The following is a 15,202-nucleotide window of genomic DNA, read 5'->3' as shown; positions in this document are numbered from 1 at the left end:
TCCGTCAAACGGTCACGATCCCCGCGTCCGACACGACAAAGCGCGTCGCGGGGCCTAGCGCGGCCGCGAACAAAGCGGGCTCGGTGCCCGTCATCCAGGTCTGGCCGCCGCCCGCGGCCAGCCGTTCGAACAGGGCCGCGCGCCGCAGCGGATCCAGATGCGCCGCCACCTCATCCAGCAGCAGCACGGGCCGCTGCCCCCCCTGTTCCGCGACCAGATCCGCATGCGCCAATATCAGACCCAGCAGCAGCGCCTTCTGCTCGCCGGTCGAACACAATCCGGCCGGCATCGCCTTGTCGAGGTGGGTGACGGCGAGGTCGGAGCGGTGGGGACCGGCCAGCGCGCGGCCGGCGGCGGCATCACGCCCCCGCCCCGCGCGCAATTCGGCCGCGAGATGCGCCTGCGCGTCGCCCGGCGCGGGGGTCCATCCGGTGAGCGCGATCCCCGCCCGGGCAAAGGGGCCGGGCGGTTGGGAGGCAAGCCGCGCCGTCAGCGCCGAAACCGTGTGCGCGCGCGCTTGTGCAATGGCGGCACCATGTTCGGCCATGCCCGCCTCCAGCGCGGCCAGCCAGGAGGGATCGGCGCCATCAGGCTCGGCCAGCAGCTTGTTGCGGGCCCGGGTCGCCGCTTCGTAGCGGCTGGAATGGGCGGCATGGCCGGGCTCGCGCGCCAGCACCAGGCGATCGAGGAACCGGCGGCGACCGCCTGCGCTCTCCAGGAACAGCCGGTCCATTGCCGGGGTCAGCCACAAAACGGCCAACCACTCGCCAAGCGACGCCGCCGACGCATCGGCGCCGTTGATCCGTACCTGGCGGCGCTCCGGCGCGGTCGCCAACGCCCCTGTCCCGATGTCGATATCGTCGCCCAGGCGGGCGTTGACCGCAAACCCACCCGGTCCGTCGCTCCGCGCCATTTCGGACAAGGTAGCGCCCCGCAGGCCACGCCCGGGCGTCAGCAACGACACCGCTTCCAATATGTTGGTTTTGCCGGCGCCATTCTCGCCGGTCAGGATCACGAATCCGGGGCCCTGCGCGATCAGCGCCCCGGCGTGATTACGAAAATTGGTGAGTGAAAGACGGGAGAGTGCAACCATGAACGGCTCGAACTAGCATTTCGAGCCGGCGGGTCACACCCGCATCGGCATCAGCACGTAGAGCGCGGGCGCCTTGTCATTCTCCCGGATCAAGGTCGGCGCGGCGGCGTCGGCCAGATGGACTTCGACCATATCGCCGTCGATCTGGTTGAGGATATCGAGCAAATAGCGCGCGTTGAAGCCGATATCGAACGACATGGACGCATAATCGCCCGGCACTTCTTCCGCCGCCGTGCCGTTTTCCGGGCTGGTGACGGAGAGCGTGATCTTGTCCCGATCCAGGCTCATCTTGACCGCACGCGTCTTTTCGCTGGCGATGGTGGCGACGCGATCGACGCCTTCTTCGAAGCTGCGCGGATCGATCTTCAGCAATTTGTCATTCGCGGTCGGGATGACGCGCGAATAATCGGGGAAGGTACCGTCGATCAGCTTGGATGTCAGGATGGCGGTGCCCAGGCCGAAGCGGATCTTGGTCGGCGACAGCGAAACCTCGACCGAACCGTCGACTTCGTCCAGCAGCTTGCGCAATTCGCCCACGCATTTGCGCGGAATGATCACGTCGGGCATGCCTTCGGCGCCTTCCGGCCGTGCGACCGTCACGCGAGCGAGGCGATGGCCGTCGGTGGCAGCGGCCTTCAGCACCGGCGTCGCGTCGTCCGAGACGTGGAGGAAGATGCCGTTCAGATAATAACGCGTCTCTTCGGTGGAGATAGCGAAGCGGGTCTTGTCGATGATCTGCTTGAGCGTCTCGGCCGGCAGATCGAAGCGGGTCGGCAATTCGCCTTCGGCGATCACCGGGAAATCTTCGCGCGGCAGCGTCTGCAGATTGAAGCGCGCGCGACCGGCAACGACCTGCATCTTGCCTTCGGCCGCGGTCAGCTGGACCTGGCTGCCTTCCGCCATCTTGCGCGCGATGTCGAACAACGTGTGCGCAGCGACCGTGGTCGCGCCCGGCGTCTCGACCTGCGCCTCGATCGTTTCCACGACCTGCAGATCGAGATCGGTCGCCATCAGGCGGAGGCCGCCTTCGGAGGCTTCGATGAGAACGTTGGATAGGATCGGAATGGTATTTCGGCGTTCAACGACCGACTGGATGTGGCTCAGGGCCTTGAGCAGGATCGCTCGTTCAATCGTCGCCTTCATTATATCCCCCGGTCCCCGGTCGAGTTTGGTCGGCCAGTATAGCGTGGCGTTCGGTACTGGCCAGAGGGGCCGCCACGAAAAAGGGGCCGATGCGGTGCATCGACCCCTTCGAAACGGTGCCCTGCCCTCTCAGGCCCGGACACGGTAGATCAGAAGCGCAGGCCGATGCCGGCCAGCACCTGGTTGCGCGATACGCCCTGCTCGTAGTTCGAGTAGCGATACTCGGCCTTCACGAACGCATTCGGGCTCAGGGCATGCTCGATGCCTGCGCCGACGCGCGCGCCGTCGAGGTTACCGTCGGCCAGGGTCACGCCGGTGGCGGTGCCTTCGGCCTTGAAGCGGGCGTTGGTGTAGCCTGCCTTGACGTAGAGCAGGTTGTTGCCGCCAACGACGGTACCGATACGGCCGCCGACATACAGGTCGCGCGACGCCTTCTGGGTCACGCCGCCGAACTTCTCCTTCTGGGTGGAATCGGTGGCTTCGCCCTCGATGCCGAATACGGTGTTGCCGCGACGCAGATCATAGCCCGCGCCGACGCCGTACAGAATGCCGTCGTCATGGCCGTTCGCCTGAACGCGATCCCAGCCGCCGACAGCCTCAACATGCGCGCCGCTGAACGGTGCGCTAACATCCTGCGCCAGGGCCGGTGCTGCTACGGCCGATGCCAGCGCGGCTGCGATAAGATACTTAGACATACAGATACTCCACTGCGATTTGATAAGCCGCATGTTCGTTTATTGCGGTCCCGAGCGCGTAAAGTCGCTCCCGTATGACAGTTTTGTGAATGGCCCACTCATGTGAGGTTTAGGTTGCGGGCAGGAATGTGGCGGACGATGAAAGCCCATGCGGTTCCATCATTCTGCCGTCGTAACGGCTCTGTTCGTCGCCAATATGCAACCGCTCGTCGCACGCGAGATAATCGGCGGATATGCCACATGGGCGGCGTTTTGTGACGAACCGAGTAAATGTTTCGCGGTCGGTGCGCCGATTGAGCGCCGCGGCGATCCATTCCTGACCATCGCGATCATCGGCCGTGACGTTCAGGTGGAGGCGCATGTCGGACGAGAGATTCGGACGGCGACGCTGCAGATCGGGTCGGATCGCTTCCCCCTGACGCCGTCCCATGACAAGGCCGTCGCCGACGTCCGGAGCAGCCGTCAGATCGTGGCCGCCATCCGGGCCGGAGAGACGATGACCGTTTTCGGCACATCCTCCCGTGGCCGCTTCCGCCACCATTATCTGCTGTCGGGCGCACCTAGCGCGATCGATGCCGCCGCCGTCGCGGCGCGCCGGCGCTAGCCGGGCGGGGCGATCCGGCGCTGGTCTGCCGCCGGGCTGGAAAAAAGCTACTGTTTCGATTAGGGAGAAGGTTCTCATGAACGCTGTCATGCCTATTCCCGGTCATATCGACCCGGTCCCCGTCCCGCGCGATCCGGTCGTGCGCGCCGACGGACGCCGCGATCTGCTCGGGCGCGCGCGCGTAACGCTGCGCGAAATGCTGGCGGAGGAAGGGTTGGACCCCAAGCAGGCCAAGTTGCGGGCCAAGCAATTATGGCACTGGATCTACAATCGCGGCGCGACCGAGTTCGCCGTGATGACGGATATCGCCAAGACGATGCATCCGTGGCTGGCGGAACGGTTCGTGATCGGCCGTCCCGACGTGGTGGAGGCGCAGGTTTCCAATGACGGGACCCGCAAATGGCTGCTGCGTTCGCCCGATGGCCACGATTACGAAATGGTCTTCATCCCCGATGCCGATCGCGGGACATTGTGCGTGTCGAGTCAGGTCGGCTGCACACTGACCTGCAGCTTCTGCCACACTGGCACGATGCGGCTGGTGCGCAACCTGACCGCGGGCGAGATTGTCGGCCAGGTGATGTTGGCCCGCGACGCGCTGGGCGAATGGCCCAGCCAGCCCGAGGGCCGGCTACTGACCAACATCGTCATGATGGGCATGGGCGAGCCGCTCTATAATTTCGATGCGGTGCGCGACGCGCTGAAACTGGTGATGGATGGCGACGGGCTGGCGCTGAGCAAGCGCCGGATCACGCTGTCGACATCCGGAGTGGTGCCGATGATGGCGCGCGCCGGCGAAGAGATTGGCGTGAACCTCGCCGTCTCGCTGCATGGCGTGACGAAAGAGGTTCGCGACGAGCTGGTGCCGTTGAACCGGAAATATGGGATCGAGGAGCTGCTGGCCGCCTGTGCCGCCTATCCCGGTGCCAATAATGCGCGGCGGATCACCTTTGAATATGTGATGCTGAAGGGCCGCAACGACAGCGACGAAGATGCACACGAACTGGTCCGCCTGTTGCGCAAATATAAGCTGCCGGCGAAGGTCAATCTGATCCCGTTCAATCCCTGGCCGGGCGCGGCGTATGAATGTTCCGATCCGGACCGCATCCGTCGCTTTTCCAACATCGTCTTTGAGGGCGGGATATCGGCACCGGTGCGTACACCGCGCGGACGCGATATCGATGCGGCCTGCGGGCAGCTGAAGACGGCAGCCGAAAAGAAGAGCCGGGCGGAGCGTGACAGGGAAGCCGCCGAAAAAGCACTGGCGAGCGCGTAACTAGGCGTTAGAAAGCGCCATGCTCCTGTTCGATCGCGCTTTCAAAAAGCTCATCACCCAGGGTGAGCTGACCGTCACCGACTCCGATGGCAAGGTCTACCATTATGGCTCGCCCTTCCCTGGCCGTGACCCGGTAGCCGTCCGCTTCACCACCCCGTCAACATCGCGCAAGATCGTGTTGTCGCCGTCGCTCGGCGCGGGCGAAGCCTATATGGATGGCCGGCTGGTGATGGAGAAGGGCGACATTTACGCCCTGGTCGATCTCGTCACCTGGAACAACCGGTTCGAAAAGCGCACCGACGAGCGCAATCTGGAATCCCGATCGAAGCTGCTGGGCGATCCGCTCGGCTGGATGCGGACCTATAATCAGGAACGCCGGTCCAAGCGCAACGTCGCCCATCATTACGATTTGTCGGCGAAACTGTACGACCTGTTTCTGGACAGCGACCGCCAATATAGTTGTGCCTATTTCACCGATCGCAACAACAGCCTGGAACAAGCACAGCGCGACAAGAAGGCGCATATTGCCGCCAAGCTCAACCTGCACCGCCCGGGGCTGAAGGTGCTGGATATCGGATGCGGCTGGGGCGGCATGGCACTGTACCTGCACGAAAAAACAGGCGCCGAAGTGCTGGGCATTACGCTTTCGGAAGAGCAGCTGAAGATTGCGCGCGAGCGTGCCCAGAAAGCCGGCGTCGCCGACAAGGTGAAGTTCGAGCTGATCGATTACCGCAAGGTGACCGGCAAATTCGATCGCATCGTTTCGGTCGGCATGTACGAGCATGTCGGCCCGGCGCATTTCCGCACCTATATCGCCAAATGCCGTTCGCTGCTGGTGGACGATGGCGTGATGCTGTTGCACACGATCGGCCGGGTTGGCCCGCGTCGCACGACCGACAGCTGGACGACCAAATATATCTTCCCGGGCGGCTATATCCCGACCCTGTCCGAAATGTCCGAAGCGGCCGAATCCGCGCGCATGTTCACCAGCGACGTGGAAACGCTGCGGCTGCATTATGGCTATACGCTGGAGCATTGGCTGCGGCGCACGCAGGCGCACAAGGCCGAGATCGAGGCGATGTACGACGCGCGCTTCTTCCGGATGTGGGAATTTTATCTGGCCGGCGCGATGACCGGATTCATGAACAGTTCGATGGTCAATTATCAGGTGCAATATATCCGCGATCGGTACGCGCTGCCGATCACGCGCGATTATATGGCCGAGGCCGAGGCCAAGCTGCGCGGCTGAGGCCGCGCGCTGTTACGGGGTGGTGCTGTTCGTCTCGCCGACGTCGTTGGTGAGCGGACTGGCCTGATTATCCGCGGACTGGGTATTCGCACCCTCCTGCGCGTCGTCGCGCGTTTCGTCTGCGCTATTGTCGCTGCTGTTTACCGGATCCGCATCGCGCACAACCGGGGCGGGACCGCGGCTGGCGGACGTCGCCGCCGCCAGATCGTCGCGCGTCTTGGCGGCGGTCGCATTGCGCTGGGCGGCATCCGCGTCCAGCGTCACGTCGGCCACGCCACTGCGGTTGCAGCCCGCCAGGACGAGCAGCAGCCCGAAGGCCAGCCGACGGATCACGGTTGCGGCTTGTCGCCGGGGGCAGCGGGCGCGTCGCCCGGCATCGGTGCGGCGCTCTGCGGCAAGGCTCCCGACGGTGCGGCATCATCGCCTGGCATAGGCGCGGCGCTTTGTGGCAGCGGCCCCGACGGCGCGCCCGGCTCGTCGCCCGGAAGCGGCGCACCGCTTTGCGGAAGCGGCGCACCTGGCGACGTCGTCGCGTCCCCGGCCGGCGTCGGCACGGCTTCGCCGGCCGGCTGGGCCGCGTCCGGAAGACCGCCATCGCCCTCTTCGCCGATATCGGCGATCGCGGCACCGCGACGCTGCAGATAGGCGGAGCGGGCTGCGGCGTAGGGATCCAGGCTGCTCTGCAGGAAAGCATCGCCGCCGCTTTCGGTCAGGTCCGATCGCGCGCTGATGACCTGCGCCGCGGCGAAGCCACGCTTGTACCAGACGTTCACGTCGGCCTGATTGACCGCCACACGAACCGGATCCGCAACCGAGGCGACACCCGTGCCGACGCCGTCCCGCAAGGTGGACGGACCAAGGATCGGAAGTACCAGATAGGGACCGCCATTCACGCCCCAGCGCGCCAGCGTCTGCCCGAAATCTTCCGGCGCCGGGCGAATCTTCATCCGGCTCGCCGTATCGATCAGGCCGCCCAGGCCAAGGGTGGTGTTGACGACGAAGCGGCCGAGGTTACGCACCGCGCGCTTCGGCTTGCCCTGCAGCAGGTTGTTGATGAACGACCAGGGCTCGCTCAAATTCGAGAAGGCATTGGTCACGCCCTGCCGCACCGGGCGCGGCGCGACCGTGCGATAGACTGAGCTGACTGGTTTGAGGACGACCTTGTCGGCCGCCATATTGACGCCCCAGACGCCACGGTTGAACTTTTCGAGCGGGTCGCGCTCGGCCAGCCGGTTTTGGCCGGGTACTGTCGCGCACGCGCTCAGCAGGAGCATGACGGTGGCGGGGGCGAGCAGCCGTGCTGCGTTGCGGCGCGGAATCATGGAGTTGCGCCTGCCATAGCGGGCGGCACTCCACAAGGCGGATCGCGCTTCCTGCTTGACGGAACCCGCGTGGGCAGGAAGGCTGCGGCGATCATGACGTCCCCCCTTGCCATCTTCCGCGCGCTTGCCGATCCCACCCGGCTGCGCATCGTCGCGCTGCTCCGGCGGATGGAATTATCGGTCGGAGAATTGGCGCAGGTGCTCGGCCAGAGCCAGCCGCGCGTTTCCCGCCATGTCCGGATTCTGTCTGATGCGGCGCTGTGCGACCGGCGCCGGGAAGGCAGCTGGGTCTTCCTGGGCCTTGGCGAGTCGGCCAGCAGCGCCCTGCTGACGATGATCGACAATTGGCGCGATGCGGCGGCCGATCGCTGGGAGGTTGCCGACGCGGCGCGTCTGGTGGCGGTGCAGGCCGATCGCGCCGCCGCCGCGCAGGCCTATTTCGATGCGCATGCCGAAGAATGGGATGCGATCCGGTCGCTGCACGTGGCGGAAGGGCAGGTCGAGGCCGCGATCACCGACCTGTTGTCCGATGTGCCGATCGGGCGGATGGTGGATATCGGCACCGGCACCGGCCGGATGATCGAACTGCTGGGCCCGAAGACCAGCAACGCGATCGGGATCGATCGCTCCCCGGAAATGCTGCGCTTCGCCCGCGCCCGCATGGCGCGGGCCGGCATGGAGCGCGTCGACCTGCGCCAGGGCGATATGTATGCCTTGCCGCTGGACGACGGGACGGCCGAAACGGTCGTGCTGCACCAGGTGCTCCATTATGCCCAGGCGCCTGCCGCGGCGATTGCAGAGGCAGCGCGGCTGATCGCATCCAACGGGCGATTGCTGATCGTCGACTTTGCCGCGCACGACCGCGATGATCTGCGCGAAGTGGAGGGCCATGCCCGGCTGGGCTTCGACGACGGGCAGATGGCCACCTGGTTTGCCGCCGCCGGATTGGAGCCGACCCGTACGGTCGAACTTGCGGGGGGCGAGCTGACCGTCAAATTGTGGCTGGCGCAACGCCATGCCGACGAACCTCGTCTTCGGGCGGTCGGCTGATGATCCGGCTTTTATGGCTGGCCTTGCTGGCCGCGCTGGCAATTCCGGCCGCAGCCGCCCCGACCCACATCACGCCGCGCCTGATCGCGGAATCGATGACGCCTGCGGCGGGATCGCGCGTGACATTGGCCTTCGCCATGACGCCGGCGCCACAATGGCATGGCTATTGGAAGAATCCGGGCGATGCCGGGCTGGAGACGCGGGTCGCATGGAAGGCCCCCGACGGCCTGCGCTTTGGTCCGCTCCAATATCCGGTGCCGCAGCCGCTGCTGATCGCGGGGCTGATGAACTATGTCTATGAGCGCGATTATGCCGAACTGGTCGCGCTGGACGTGCCGGCAGGGCTACCCCAGGGCACGGCGCTGCCCATTTCCGTCACGCTCAACTGGCTGGCGTGCAATCCCCAGACCTGCGTGCCTGAGACCGCCACGCTGACGACCACGCTGACGATCGGCAGCGGCGCCGTGACACCGGAGGATCGGGCGCGCTTCGATCGCTGGCGCGCGGAGCTGCCGAAACCGCTGGGCGCCACAGCCCATTTTCAGGTCGCGGACGGGCGTTTCCGGCTGGGCGTGCCACTGCCCGCCGGGATCGCGATCGACCAGCCCTATTTCTTTCCGCTGACGGACGGCGCGATCGATTATGCCGCGCCGCAGACGGTGAGCCGCGACGGCGATCGGCTGGTGATCGAAACGACGGCCAAAGCGGGCGGCCCGCAAAAGATTGACGGCGTGTTGCGGATCGGACCGACGCTCGGCCTGGAGCTCACCGCGGTGCCCGGCGCGGTCGCAGCGGGTAAGCCGACGGCACAGGCGGGCGGGTTGTTCGCCACGCTGATGGCGGCGCTGGGCGGCGCGATCCTCGGCGGATTGCTGCTCAACGTGATGCCGTGCGTCTTCCCGATCATCAGCCTCAAGGCGCTTAGCCTTGCGCGATCGGGCGGGACCGAGCGGGAAGCGCGCCGCGAGGCGCTGGCCTATACCGCCGGCGTCGTGCTGGTCTGCGCCGGCCTGGGGGCCGCGCTGCTGATCCTGCGCGCCAGCGGGGTTGCGGCAGGATGGGCATTCCAGTTGCAGGATGCGCGGGTGATCGCGGTCCTGCTGCTGCTGATGCTGGCGATCGGCCTCAATCTGGCCGGGCTGTTCGAATTGCCGGTGCTGGCGGGCGGCGACCGCCTCGCCAATGCCGGCGGCATCGGCGGCGCCTTCTGGACGGGGGCGCTGGCGGCATTCGTGGCGACGCCCTGCACCGGTCCGTTCATGGCGGCGGCGCTCGGCGTGGCGATCCTGCTCCCCCCCGTGGCGGCGATGGCGGTGTTCGTCGGCCTGGGGCTGGGGATGGCGCTGCCGTTCCTGCTGCTGGGGTTCATTCCCGCGCTGCGCCGCCGGCTGCCCAAGCCGGGGGCGTGGATGGACGTGCTGCGCCATATTCTGGCGGTGCCGATGTTCGTGACCGCGCTGGGCCTGGCCTGGATCCTGGGCCAGCAAGCCGGCGTCGACGGCATGACGATCGGGCTGGGCGCGGCGCTGTTGTTGGCATTCGGCCTGTGGTGGTCGGGCCGGCGGCAACAGGCCATGAAGACCGGCGCCTGGTGGCCCACGCTCGTGGCGTTGCTGCTCGCGATCGGGATCGTCGTGATGCTTCCCCTGCGCGGGACGCCCAATATGGCGGTGGCGGCCGCGACGCCCGGGCACGAAAAGTTTGACGAGGCGCGGCTGGCGACGCTGCGCAAGGACGGCCGGCCGATTTTCCTGTATTTCACCGCCGACTGGTGCCTGACCTGCAAGGTGAACGAGAAAGCGGCGATCGAACGATCGGAGGTGGCCAGGGCCTTTGCCGACAAGCATGTCGTGACGATGGTGGGTGATTGGACGCGGGGCGATCCCGCCATCAGCCGTTTCCTTGCGGCCCATGGCCGGTCCGGCGTGCCCTTCTACCTCTATTATCCGTCCGGCGGGGGCGATCCGCGCGAGCTGCCGCAGGTTCTGACGCCGGGATTGCTGGCGGACCTCGCCTGATTCGACGAACGGCGTGCGGGATGGCGCGGAGGATGCCGTCACGAAAGCGCAATGCCGGGCGGTTAGGGTCGAACGGCGCTGCAGGGGAGCCGTGCCATGTTCAGAATGATCTTCGCACTGATGATTGCGGTGATGGAAAAAACGCCCGTGCGGGAACGGTCCGCATAGGATAAGGCCTGACGACACCTATCAACGCGACGCGCATTCCGCCTCTCGACATGAGCGATTAATCATATAAATCACCCGCTGCCGATCACCCCCTAAGTGTCGACGGCAGGGAGATGCGTATGACAATGAGCTCGATCGATATTGCGGTCGTCGCGATCTACGCGATCGCTATCTTCGGGCTCGCCCAATGGGTGTCGCGCGACAAGGCCGGGGCCGGCCCCAAGAATACCACCGATTATTTTCTCGCCTCCAAGGATCTGCCCTGGTGGGCGATCGGCGCATCCCTGATCGCCGCCAATATTTCGGCCGAGCAGATCGTCGGCATGGCGGGCTCGGGCTATGCGATCGGCCTGGCCATCGCCTCCTACGAATGGATGGCGGCGGCGACCCTGTTGCTGGTCGGCAAATTCTTCCTGCCGATCTTCTTGCGCAACGAAATCTATACGATGCCGCAATTCCTGGAGCGGCGGTACGGCAAGAATATCCGCACACTGATGGCGATCTTCTGGCTGGGTCTCTACGTTTTCGTGAACCTGACATCGATCGTGTGGCTGGGTTCGATCGCGGTCAACAAGGTGGCCGGGGTCGATCAGAATATCGCGTTGATCGCGCTGGGCGCCTTCGCCTTGCTGTATCAGATCCGCGGCGGGCTGAAGGCGGTGGCGCTGACCGACATCGTCCAGGTCACGCTGCTGGTGTTGGGCGGCTTGATCATCGTCGTGCTGACGCTGGGCAAGCTGGGCGAGGGCGCCGGCATCCTCGCCGGATGGCACAAGGTGACCCAGGCGATTCCGGGCCACTTCCACATGATCCTGAAGAAGGGCGATCCGCATTATATGGATCTGCCGGGCCTGTCGGTGCTGATCGGCGGCATGTGGATCGCCAACCTCAGTTATTGGGGCTTCAACCAATATATCATTCAGCGCGCGCTCGCGGCCAAGGACATTGCCGAAGCGCAGAAAGGCGTACTGTTCGCCGCGTTCCTGAAACTGCTGATGCCGCTGATCATCGTCGTGCCGGGCATTGCGGCGGTGCTGCTCGCGCCGAACCTGGCCAAGCCCGACGAGGCGTATCCGACGATGATGAAGCTGCTGCCGACCGGGTTGCTGGGCCTGGTCTTCGCGGCGCTGATCGCGGCGATCATCGCGTCGACCGCCTCCAAGATCAATTCGATCGCGACGATCTTCACGCTGGACATCTACGCCAAGCTCAAGGGCCAGTCCGATGTCGGTCTGAGCGACCAGGCCAAGGGGCTGCGCGAGCGGCATCTGGTGCTGGTCGGCCGGATCACCGCCTGCGTCGCGATCGTGATCGCGGTGATCATGGCGCGGCCGCTGCTGGGCCAGTCGGATCAGGCGTTCCAGTTCATCCAGGAGTTCACCGGTTTCTTCACGCCGGGCATCACCGTCATCTTCCTGCTCGGTTTATTCTGGAAGCGCGCGAACGAAGCCGGTGCGATCGCCGCGGCTGTCGCCTCGGTTGTCCTGTCCTGGCTGTTCAAGGAACAATGGGCGACCCTGCCGTTCATGAATCGGATGGGTATCGTGTTCCTGATCGCCGCCGCGCTGGCGATCCTGATTTCCCTGCTCACGCCGGCACGGCCGGGGACGGACACGATCGAGACGCGCGACGTCGCTTATGCGACGCGCACCAGCTTCAACGTCGGCGCTATCGCCGTCGTGCTGATCCTGATCGCGCTCTATGCCACCTGGTGGTAGGCCCGTCGTGGCGAAGGGGGAGGTGCGGACGGTGATGGGCGATCGCGACGGCAGCCGCAATCTGACCTTTGGCATGCTGGAAACGCTGGGGCGGGAAATCGTGACCGGCCACTATGAAGGCGGCCGCTTTCCGACCGAAGACGATCTGACCGCGCGCTTCGCGGTCAGCCGCACGGTGACCCGCGAAGCGGTGAAGATGCTGACCGCCAAGGGGCTGCTCACGGCACGCCCGCGCGCGGGCACCACGGTGCAGCCGGCGAGCATGTGGAGCGTGTTCGATCCCGACGTCCTGCGCTGGATGCTGGAGCGCAAGCTGTCTTTGGATCTGCTGCGCCATTTCAACGAACTGCGCAGCGCGATCGAGCCGCAGGCCGCGGCGCTGGCGGCACGGGCTGGACCGTCGCCCGCTTATGCCGCAATCGAAGCCGGCTTGCAGCGGATGGAAGAAGCCGAACGCGGCGAGGACGATACGCTGGAAGCGGACATCGCCTTTCACATCGCCGTGCTGGAAGCGTCGGCAAACCCCTTTTTCCTGCAGTTCCGCGACATGGTCGCGACGGCACTGCGCACGTCGATCCGCTTCACCAACCGCTTCAAGGGGCGCAGCGCCGACGTGCCCGCGCACCGCGCGGTATTCACCGCCATTCAGGCCGGCGATCCGGTCGCGGCCCGGACCGCGATGACGGCGATCATCGGGGAGGTGATGGAGTTCATCACCACCGCCAAGGTCAAGCAATAGGCCGCACGCGCGCGGCGTTATGCTTATGGCGCGGTAGGGCGGATCGCATCGCGCACCGCGGCGGCGAAGCGCTTCAGCGCGCCTTCGCTGCCGGCGCAGGCATCGTTTGCGAGCAACACGAAGCCGATCCGATCATTCGGATAGAGCACCATCTGGCTCGTCTCCCCGAACGTGCCGCCACCATGCCAGAGAAAAGGCGCGCCGTTGTCCGTGCCGATATTCCAGATCAGGCCCTGGCCGTCGTCGCGCGTTCCGTGGAGGAGGGCGTGCGACCGGGCGATGACGGGATTGCCCGACTTGAGCTGCCAGGCAAGGTAGCGCGCCATGTCGCGCGGGGTCGAATAGAGGCCGTAGGCGGCGCCGGCACTATCGTCGTGCAACGGCTGGACATGACCATTGCGGCTATAGGGCGTTGCCAATCGGCGGCGCATAGGCGGCGTCAGCGTAAAGCGCGTGTCGGTCATACGGAGTGGCTGCAGGATCGCGCTGTGCAGCAGTTGCGGTAGCGGCATGTGATAGACCTGCTCCAGCCCGTATCCGATCACGCGAATGCCGATATTCGAATAAGCGAAGGCCTCCCCGGGCGTCGCGCGGAGCGTCACCCCGTGCAGCGCCGCCAACGAGCGGGATCGATCGAACCCCTGGTTGAGCGCCGCCAGCTGATCGCCGAGCCGATCATAATCTGGTTTGGACAAGAGGGCGTCACTGTCCGGGAGATCGCGTTGCAGGCCGGACATGTGGGTGGCGAGCGTGCGCAGCGTGATCGGCCGACCGTCCCGCAGCAGGTTCGGATAGCGACCGGGCAGATAGGTCCGAAAGTCACCGTCCAGTGCCATCCGCCGTTCGACCACCGCCTTCGCGGCCAGGGCGCCGATGAAGGTTTTGGTGACGGACGCCAATTCATACACCGTGTCGGCGGTGGGAGGCTGGACGTGCTGACGGCGGATCGACCCGTAATTGCCGAACACGGTCCGCCCCGCGACATGCGCCGCGACCGACAGCCCGACGCGGCAGCGGTCCGCCAGATAGATATGCGCGGCATCGCGCATCGCCGATGTGATCCGGCGCGCAGTGCCGTCCGGAGCGGACGACGCACGCGCTGCCCCGCCGAGCGCCAGGTTGAGCACAAGGGCGGCCGTCCAGATCCGTAAAGTCCTGCTGGTCATGATCGCCTCTGGCCCCCCGGCACCCCCATCGTCATGCGAACAGCTCCTATCGTATATCCGCAGACTGCGGCAGGGTGACATCGCGCCACGCCACCCCATATGCCTGGCATGTCGCAACTGATCGTCTGGCACGACGGCGCGTGTCCCCTGTGCCGCCGCGAAATCGCGCTGATGCGTCGGCTCGACCGACGCGGCGCGATCCGGTTCGTCGACGCGACCCTTGTCGCCGATCGAAGCTGCCCGATCGATCGCGCCGATCTGCTGGCGCGCTTCCATGCCTGCGAGAATGGCAATTTGCTGTCGGGGGCGGCCGCCTTCGCCGCGATGTGGCGGGCAATCCCGCTATTGCGGCCGCTGGGCCTGGCTGCGCGCAACCCACGCATGCTGCATCTGTTGGAGAAGGCCTACCGCGCTTTCCTGCGAGTGCGGCCGCGGCTGCAGCGCGTTGCCGCCCGGATGAGCCGCGCATGAGGCCCCGACCCGATCCGATCGGACCTGGTCAGGAGAGCGTGTGGGCCTATCCGCGCCCTGCCATCGCCGAGCGGACCGCCGCCCACATCGTGATCGAACATGGCGGGATCATCGTGGCGGATACGCGCGCCAGCGTGCGCACGCTGGAAACCAGCCATCCGCCCAGTTATTATATTCCGCCGTCCGATATCGCGCCGGGCGTGCTGCGCCGGGCCAGCGGAAGCTCATTTTGCGAGTGGAAGGGTGCCGCCGTCTATTGGGATGTCGTGATCGGCACGATCGTGTTACCGCGGATCGGCTGGAGCTATCCCGAGCCCAGCCGCGCCTTCGCCGCGCTGCGCGATCATGTCGCTTTCTATGCCGGCCCGTTCGACCGCTGCAGCGTGGATGGCGAGACCGTCATCCCGCAGCCGGGCGACTTTTACGGCGGCTGGATCACCAGCAAGGTCGTCGGCCCGTTCAAGGGCATCCCCGGCAGCCGGGGCTGGTAAGG

The 15,202-nt window shown here is 65.8% G+C and carries 15 protein-coding genes; 9 read left to right on the top strand and 6 right to left on the bottom strand.

The features are described 5' to 3' along the window. Positions 1–4: 4 nt before the first annotated feature. The 3 genes from recF to ACSBM8_RS18990 all read right to left on the bottom strand — a co-directional run bounded on the left by recF (position 5) and on the right by ACSBM8_RS18990 (position 2,931). Positions 5–1,093 carry a DNA replication/repair protein RecF gene (gene recF / locus ACSBM8_RS19000; RefSeq protein WP_442679549.1) on the bottom strand — a complete coding sequence of 363 codons (1,089 nt, stop codon included), beginning with the start codon at positions 1,091–1,093 and terminating at the stop codon, positions 5–7. A gap of 33 nt (positions 1,094–1,126) precedes the next feature. Further along, the gene (dnaN, locus tag ACSBM8_RS18995; RefSeq protein ID WP_442679548.1) at positions 1,127–2,236 is read right to left on the bottom strand and encodes a DNA polymerase III subunit beta; all 1,110 of its coding nucleotides are present in this window, start codon (positions 2,234–2,236) and stop codon (positions 1,127–1,129) included. 149 nt (positions 2,237–2,385) lie between these two features. Then, positions 2,386–2,931, bottom strand: coding sequence for an outer membrane protein (locus tag ACSBM8_RS18990; protein ID WP_442679547.1), 546 nt, complete (start codon positions 2,929–2,931; stop codon positions 2,386–2,388). 148 nt (positions 2,932–3,079) lie between these two features. Between ACSBM8_RS18990 and ACSBM8_RS18985 the strand changes: the two genes are divergently transcribed. The 3 genes from ACSBM8_RS18985 to ACSBM8_RS18975 all read left to right on the top strand — a co-directional run bounded on the left by ACSBM8_RS18985 (position 3,080) and on the right by ACSBM8_RS18975 (position 6,057). Next, on the top strand, positions 3,080–3,535 hold the full coding sequence (locus ACSBM8_RS18985) for a hypothetical protein (protein ID WP_442679546.1): 456 nt from the start codon (positions 3,080–3,082) through the stop codon (positions 3,533–3,535). 76 nt (positions 3,536–3,611) lie between these two features. Beyond that, complete coding sequence (gene rlmN / locus ACSBM8_RS18980; RefSeq protein ID WP_442679545.1) at positions 3,612–4,808, top strand: 23S rRNA (adenine(2503)-C(2))-methyltransferase RlmN; 1,197 nt, start codon at positions 3,612–3,614, stop codon at positions 4,806–4,808. Positions 4,809–4,827: 19 nt separating this feature from the next. Beyond that, a complete protein-coding gene (locus ACSBM8_RS18975) occupies positions 4,828–6,057 on the top strand; it encodes a class I SAM-dependent methyltransferase (RefSeq protein WP_442679544.1) in 1,230 nt (409 codons plus the stop codon). Positions 6,058–6,069: 12 nt separating this feature from the next. Here the strand turns inward: ACSBM8_RS18975 and ACSBM8_RS18970 are convergent, their stop codons facing one another. Together ACSBM8_RS18970 and ACSBM8_RS18965 are read right to left on the bottom strand one after the other, a co-directional pair. Continuing rightward, positions 6,070–6,390, bottom strand: coding sequence for a hypothetical protein (locus ACSBM8_RS18970; RefSeq protein WP_442679543.1), 321 nt, complete (start codon positions 6,388–6,390; stop codon positions 6,070–6,072). Next, positions 6,387–7,379, bottom strand: a complete 993-nt coding sequence (locus tag ACSBM8_RS18965) for an MlaA family lipoprotein (RefSeq protein WP_442679542.1) — start codon at positions 7,377–7,379, stop codon at positions 6,387–6,389. The genes ACSBM8_RS18970 and ACSBM8_RS18965 overlap by 4 nt, the downstream gene beginning before the upstream one ends. Before the next feature lie 93 nt (positions 7,380–7,472). Between ACSBM8_RS18965 and ACSBM8_RS18960 the strand changes: the two genes are divergently transcribed. The 4 genes from ACSBM8_RS18960 (at position 7,473) to ACSBM8_RS18945 (ending at position 13,072) form a co-directional block, all read left to right on the top strand. Continuing rightward, positions 7,473–8,429: an ArsR/SmtB family transcription factor gene (locus ACSBM8_RS18960; protein ID WP_442679541.1), complete on the top strand. Its 957-nt coding sequence runs from the start codon at positions 7,473–7,475 to the stop codon at positions 8,427–8,429. Then, positions 8,429–10,447 carry a protein-disulfide reductase DsbD family protein gene (locus ACSBM8_RS18955; protein WP_442679540.1) on the top strand — a complete coding sequence of 673 codons (2,019 nt, stop codon included), beginning with the start codon at positions 8,429–8,431 and terminating at the stop codon, positions 10,445–10,447. Before ACSBM8_RS18960 ends, ACSBM8_RS18955 begins: the two co-directional genes overlap by 1 nt. 287 nt (positions 10,448–10,734) lie before the next feature. Further along, positions 10,735–12,333: a sodium:solute symporter family transporter gene (locus ACSBM8_RS18950; protein WP_442679539.1), complete on the top strand. Its 1,599-nt coding sequence runs from the start codon at positions 10,735–10,737 to the stop codon at positions 12,331–12,333. 34 nt (positions 12,334–12,367) lie between these two features. After that, positions 12,368–13,072: a FadR/GntR family transcriptional regulator gene (locus tag ACSBM8_RS18945; RefSeq protein ID WP_442681646.1), complete on the top strand. Its 705-nt coding sequence runs from the start codon at positions 12,368–12,370 to the stop codon at positions 13,070–13,072. A 23-nt stretch (positions 13,073–13,095) separates the two neighbouring features. On the opposite strand, the gene ACSBM8_RS18940 is transcribed toward ACSBM8_RS18945, so the two are convergent. Further along, on the bottom strand, positions 13,096–14,238 hold the full coding sequence (locus tag ACSBM8_RS18940) for a serine hydrolase domain-containing protein (protein ID WP_442679538.1): 1,143 nt from the start codon (positions 14,236–14,238) through the stop codon (positions 13,096–13,098). Positions 14,239–14,346: 108 nt separating this feature from the next. Between ACSBM8_RS18940 and ACSBM8_RS18935 the strand changes: the two genes are divergently transcribed. Both ACSBM8_RS18935 and ACSBM8_RS18930 read left to right on the top strand, forming a co-directional pair. Further along, on the top strand, positions 14,347–14,709 hold the full coding sequence (locus ACSBM8_RS18935; RefSeq protein WP_442679537.1) for a thiol-disulfide oxidoreductase DCC family protein: 363 nt from the start codon (positions 14,347–14,349) through the stop codon (positions 14,707–14,709). Beyond that, complete coding sequence (locus ACSBM8_RS18930) at positions 14,706–15,200, top strand: DUF427 domain-containing protein (RefSeq protein WP_442679536.1); 495 nt, start codon at positions 14,706–14,708, stop codon at positions 15,198–15,200. Before ACSBM8_RS18935 ends, ACSBM8_RS18930 begins: the two co-directional genes overlap by 4 nt. The last annotated feature ends 2 nt before the right edge of the window (positions 15,201–15,202 follow it).

This window comes from Sphingomonas sp. ASY06-1R (assembly GCF_052180265.1).
In the GTDB taxonomy this organism is placed as follows: Bacteria; Pseudomonadota; Alphaproteobacteria; order Sphingomonadales; family Sphingomonadaceae; genus Sphingomonas_I.
The sequence above is the reverse complement of the archived record's forward strand: the minus strand, read 5'-3'. Positions and strand labels throughout refer to the sequence as shown.

Excerpts from the sequence above, each read along its gene's own strand:
- recF (WP_442679549.1), bottom strand. The coding sequence starts at position 1,093 with ATGGTTGCACTCTCCCGTCTTTCACTCACCAATTTTCGTAATCACGCC.
- dnaN (WP_442679548.1), bottom strand. The coding sequence starts at position 2,236 with ATGAAGGCGACGATTGAACGAGCGATCCTGCTCAAGGCCCTGAGCCAC.
- ACSBM8_RS18990 (WP_442679547.1), bottom strand. The coding sequence starts at position 2,931 with ATGTCTAAGTATCTTATCGCAGCCGCGCTGGCATCGGCCGTAGCAGCA.
- ACSBM8_RS18985 (WP_442679546.1), top strand. The coding sequence starts at position 3,080 with ATGCGGTTCCATCATTCTGCCGTCGTAACGGCTCTGTTCGTCGCCAAT.
- rlmN (WP_442679545.1), top strand. The coding sequence starts at position 3,612 with ATGAACGCTGTCATGCCTATTCCCGGTCATATCGACCCGGTCCCCGTC.
- ACSBM8_RS18975 (WP_442679544.1), top strand. The coding sequence starts at position 4,828 with ATGCTCCTGTTCGATCGCGCTTTCAAAAAGCTCATCACCCAGGGTGAG.
- ACSBM8_RS18965 (WP_442679542.1), bottom strand. The coding sequence starts at position 7,379 with ATGATTCCGCGCCGCAACGCAGCACGGCTGCTCGCCCCCGCCACCGTC.
- ACSBM8_RS18960 (WP_442679541.1), top strand. The coding sequence starts at position 7,473 with ATGACGTCCCCCCTTGCCATCTTCCGCGCGCTTGCCGATCCCACCCGG.
- ACSBM8_RS18955 (WP_442679540.1), top strand. The coding sequence starts at position 8,429 with ATGATCCGGCTTTTATGGCTGGCCTTGCTGGCCGCGCTGGCAATTCCG.
- ACSBM8_RS18950 (WP_442679539.1), top strand. The coding sequence starts at position 10,735 with ATGACAATGAGCTCGATCGATATTGCGGTCGTCGCGATCTACGCGATC.
- ACSBM8_RS18945 (WP_442681646.1), top strand. The coding sequence starts at position 12,368 with ATGGGCGATCGCGACGGCAGCCGCAATCTGACCTTTGGCATGCTGGAA.
- ACSBM8_RS18940 (WP_442679538.1), bottom strand. The coding sequence starts at position 14,238 with ATGACCAGCAGGACTTTACGGATCTGGACGGCCGCCCTTGTGCTCAAC.
- ACSBM8_RS18935 (WP_442679537.1), top strand. The coding sequence starts at position 14,347 with ATGTCGCAACTGATCGTCTGGCACGACGGCGCGTGTCCCCTGTGCCGC.
- ACSBM8_RS18930 (WP_442679536.1), top strand. The coding sequence starts at position 14,706 with ATGAGGCCCCGACCCGATCCGATCGGACCTGGTCAGGAGAGCGTGTGG.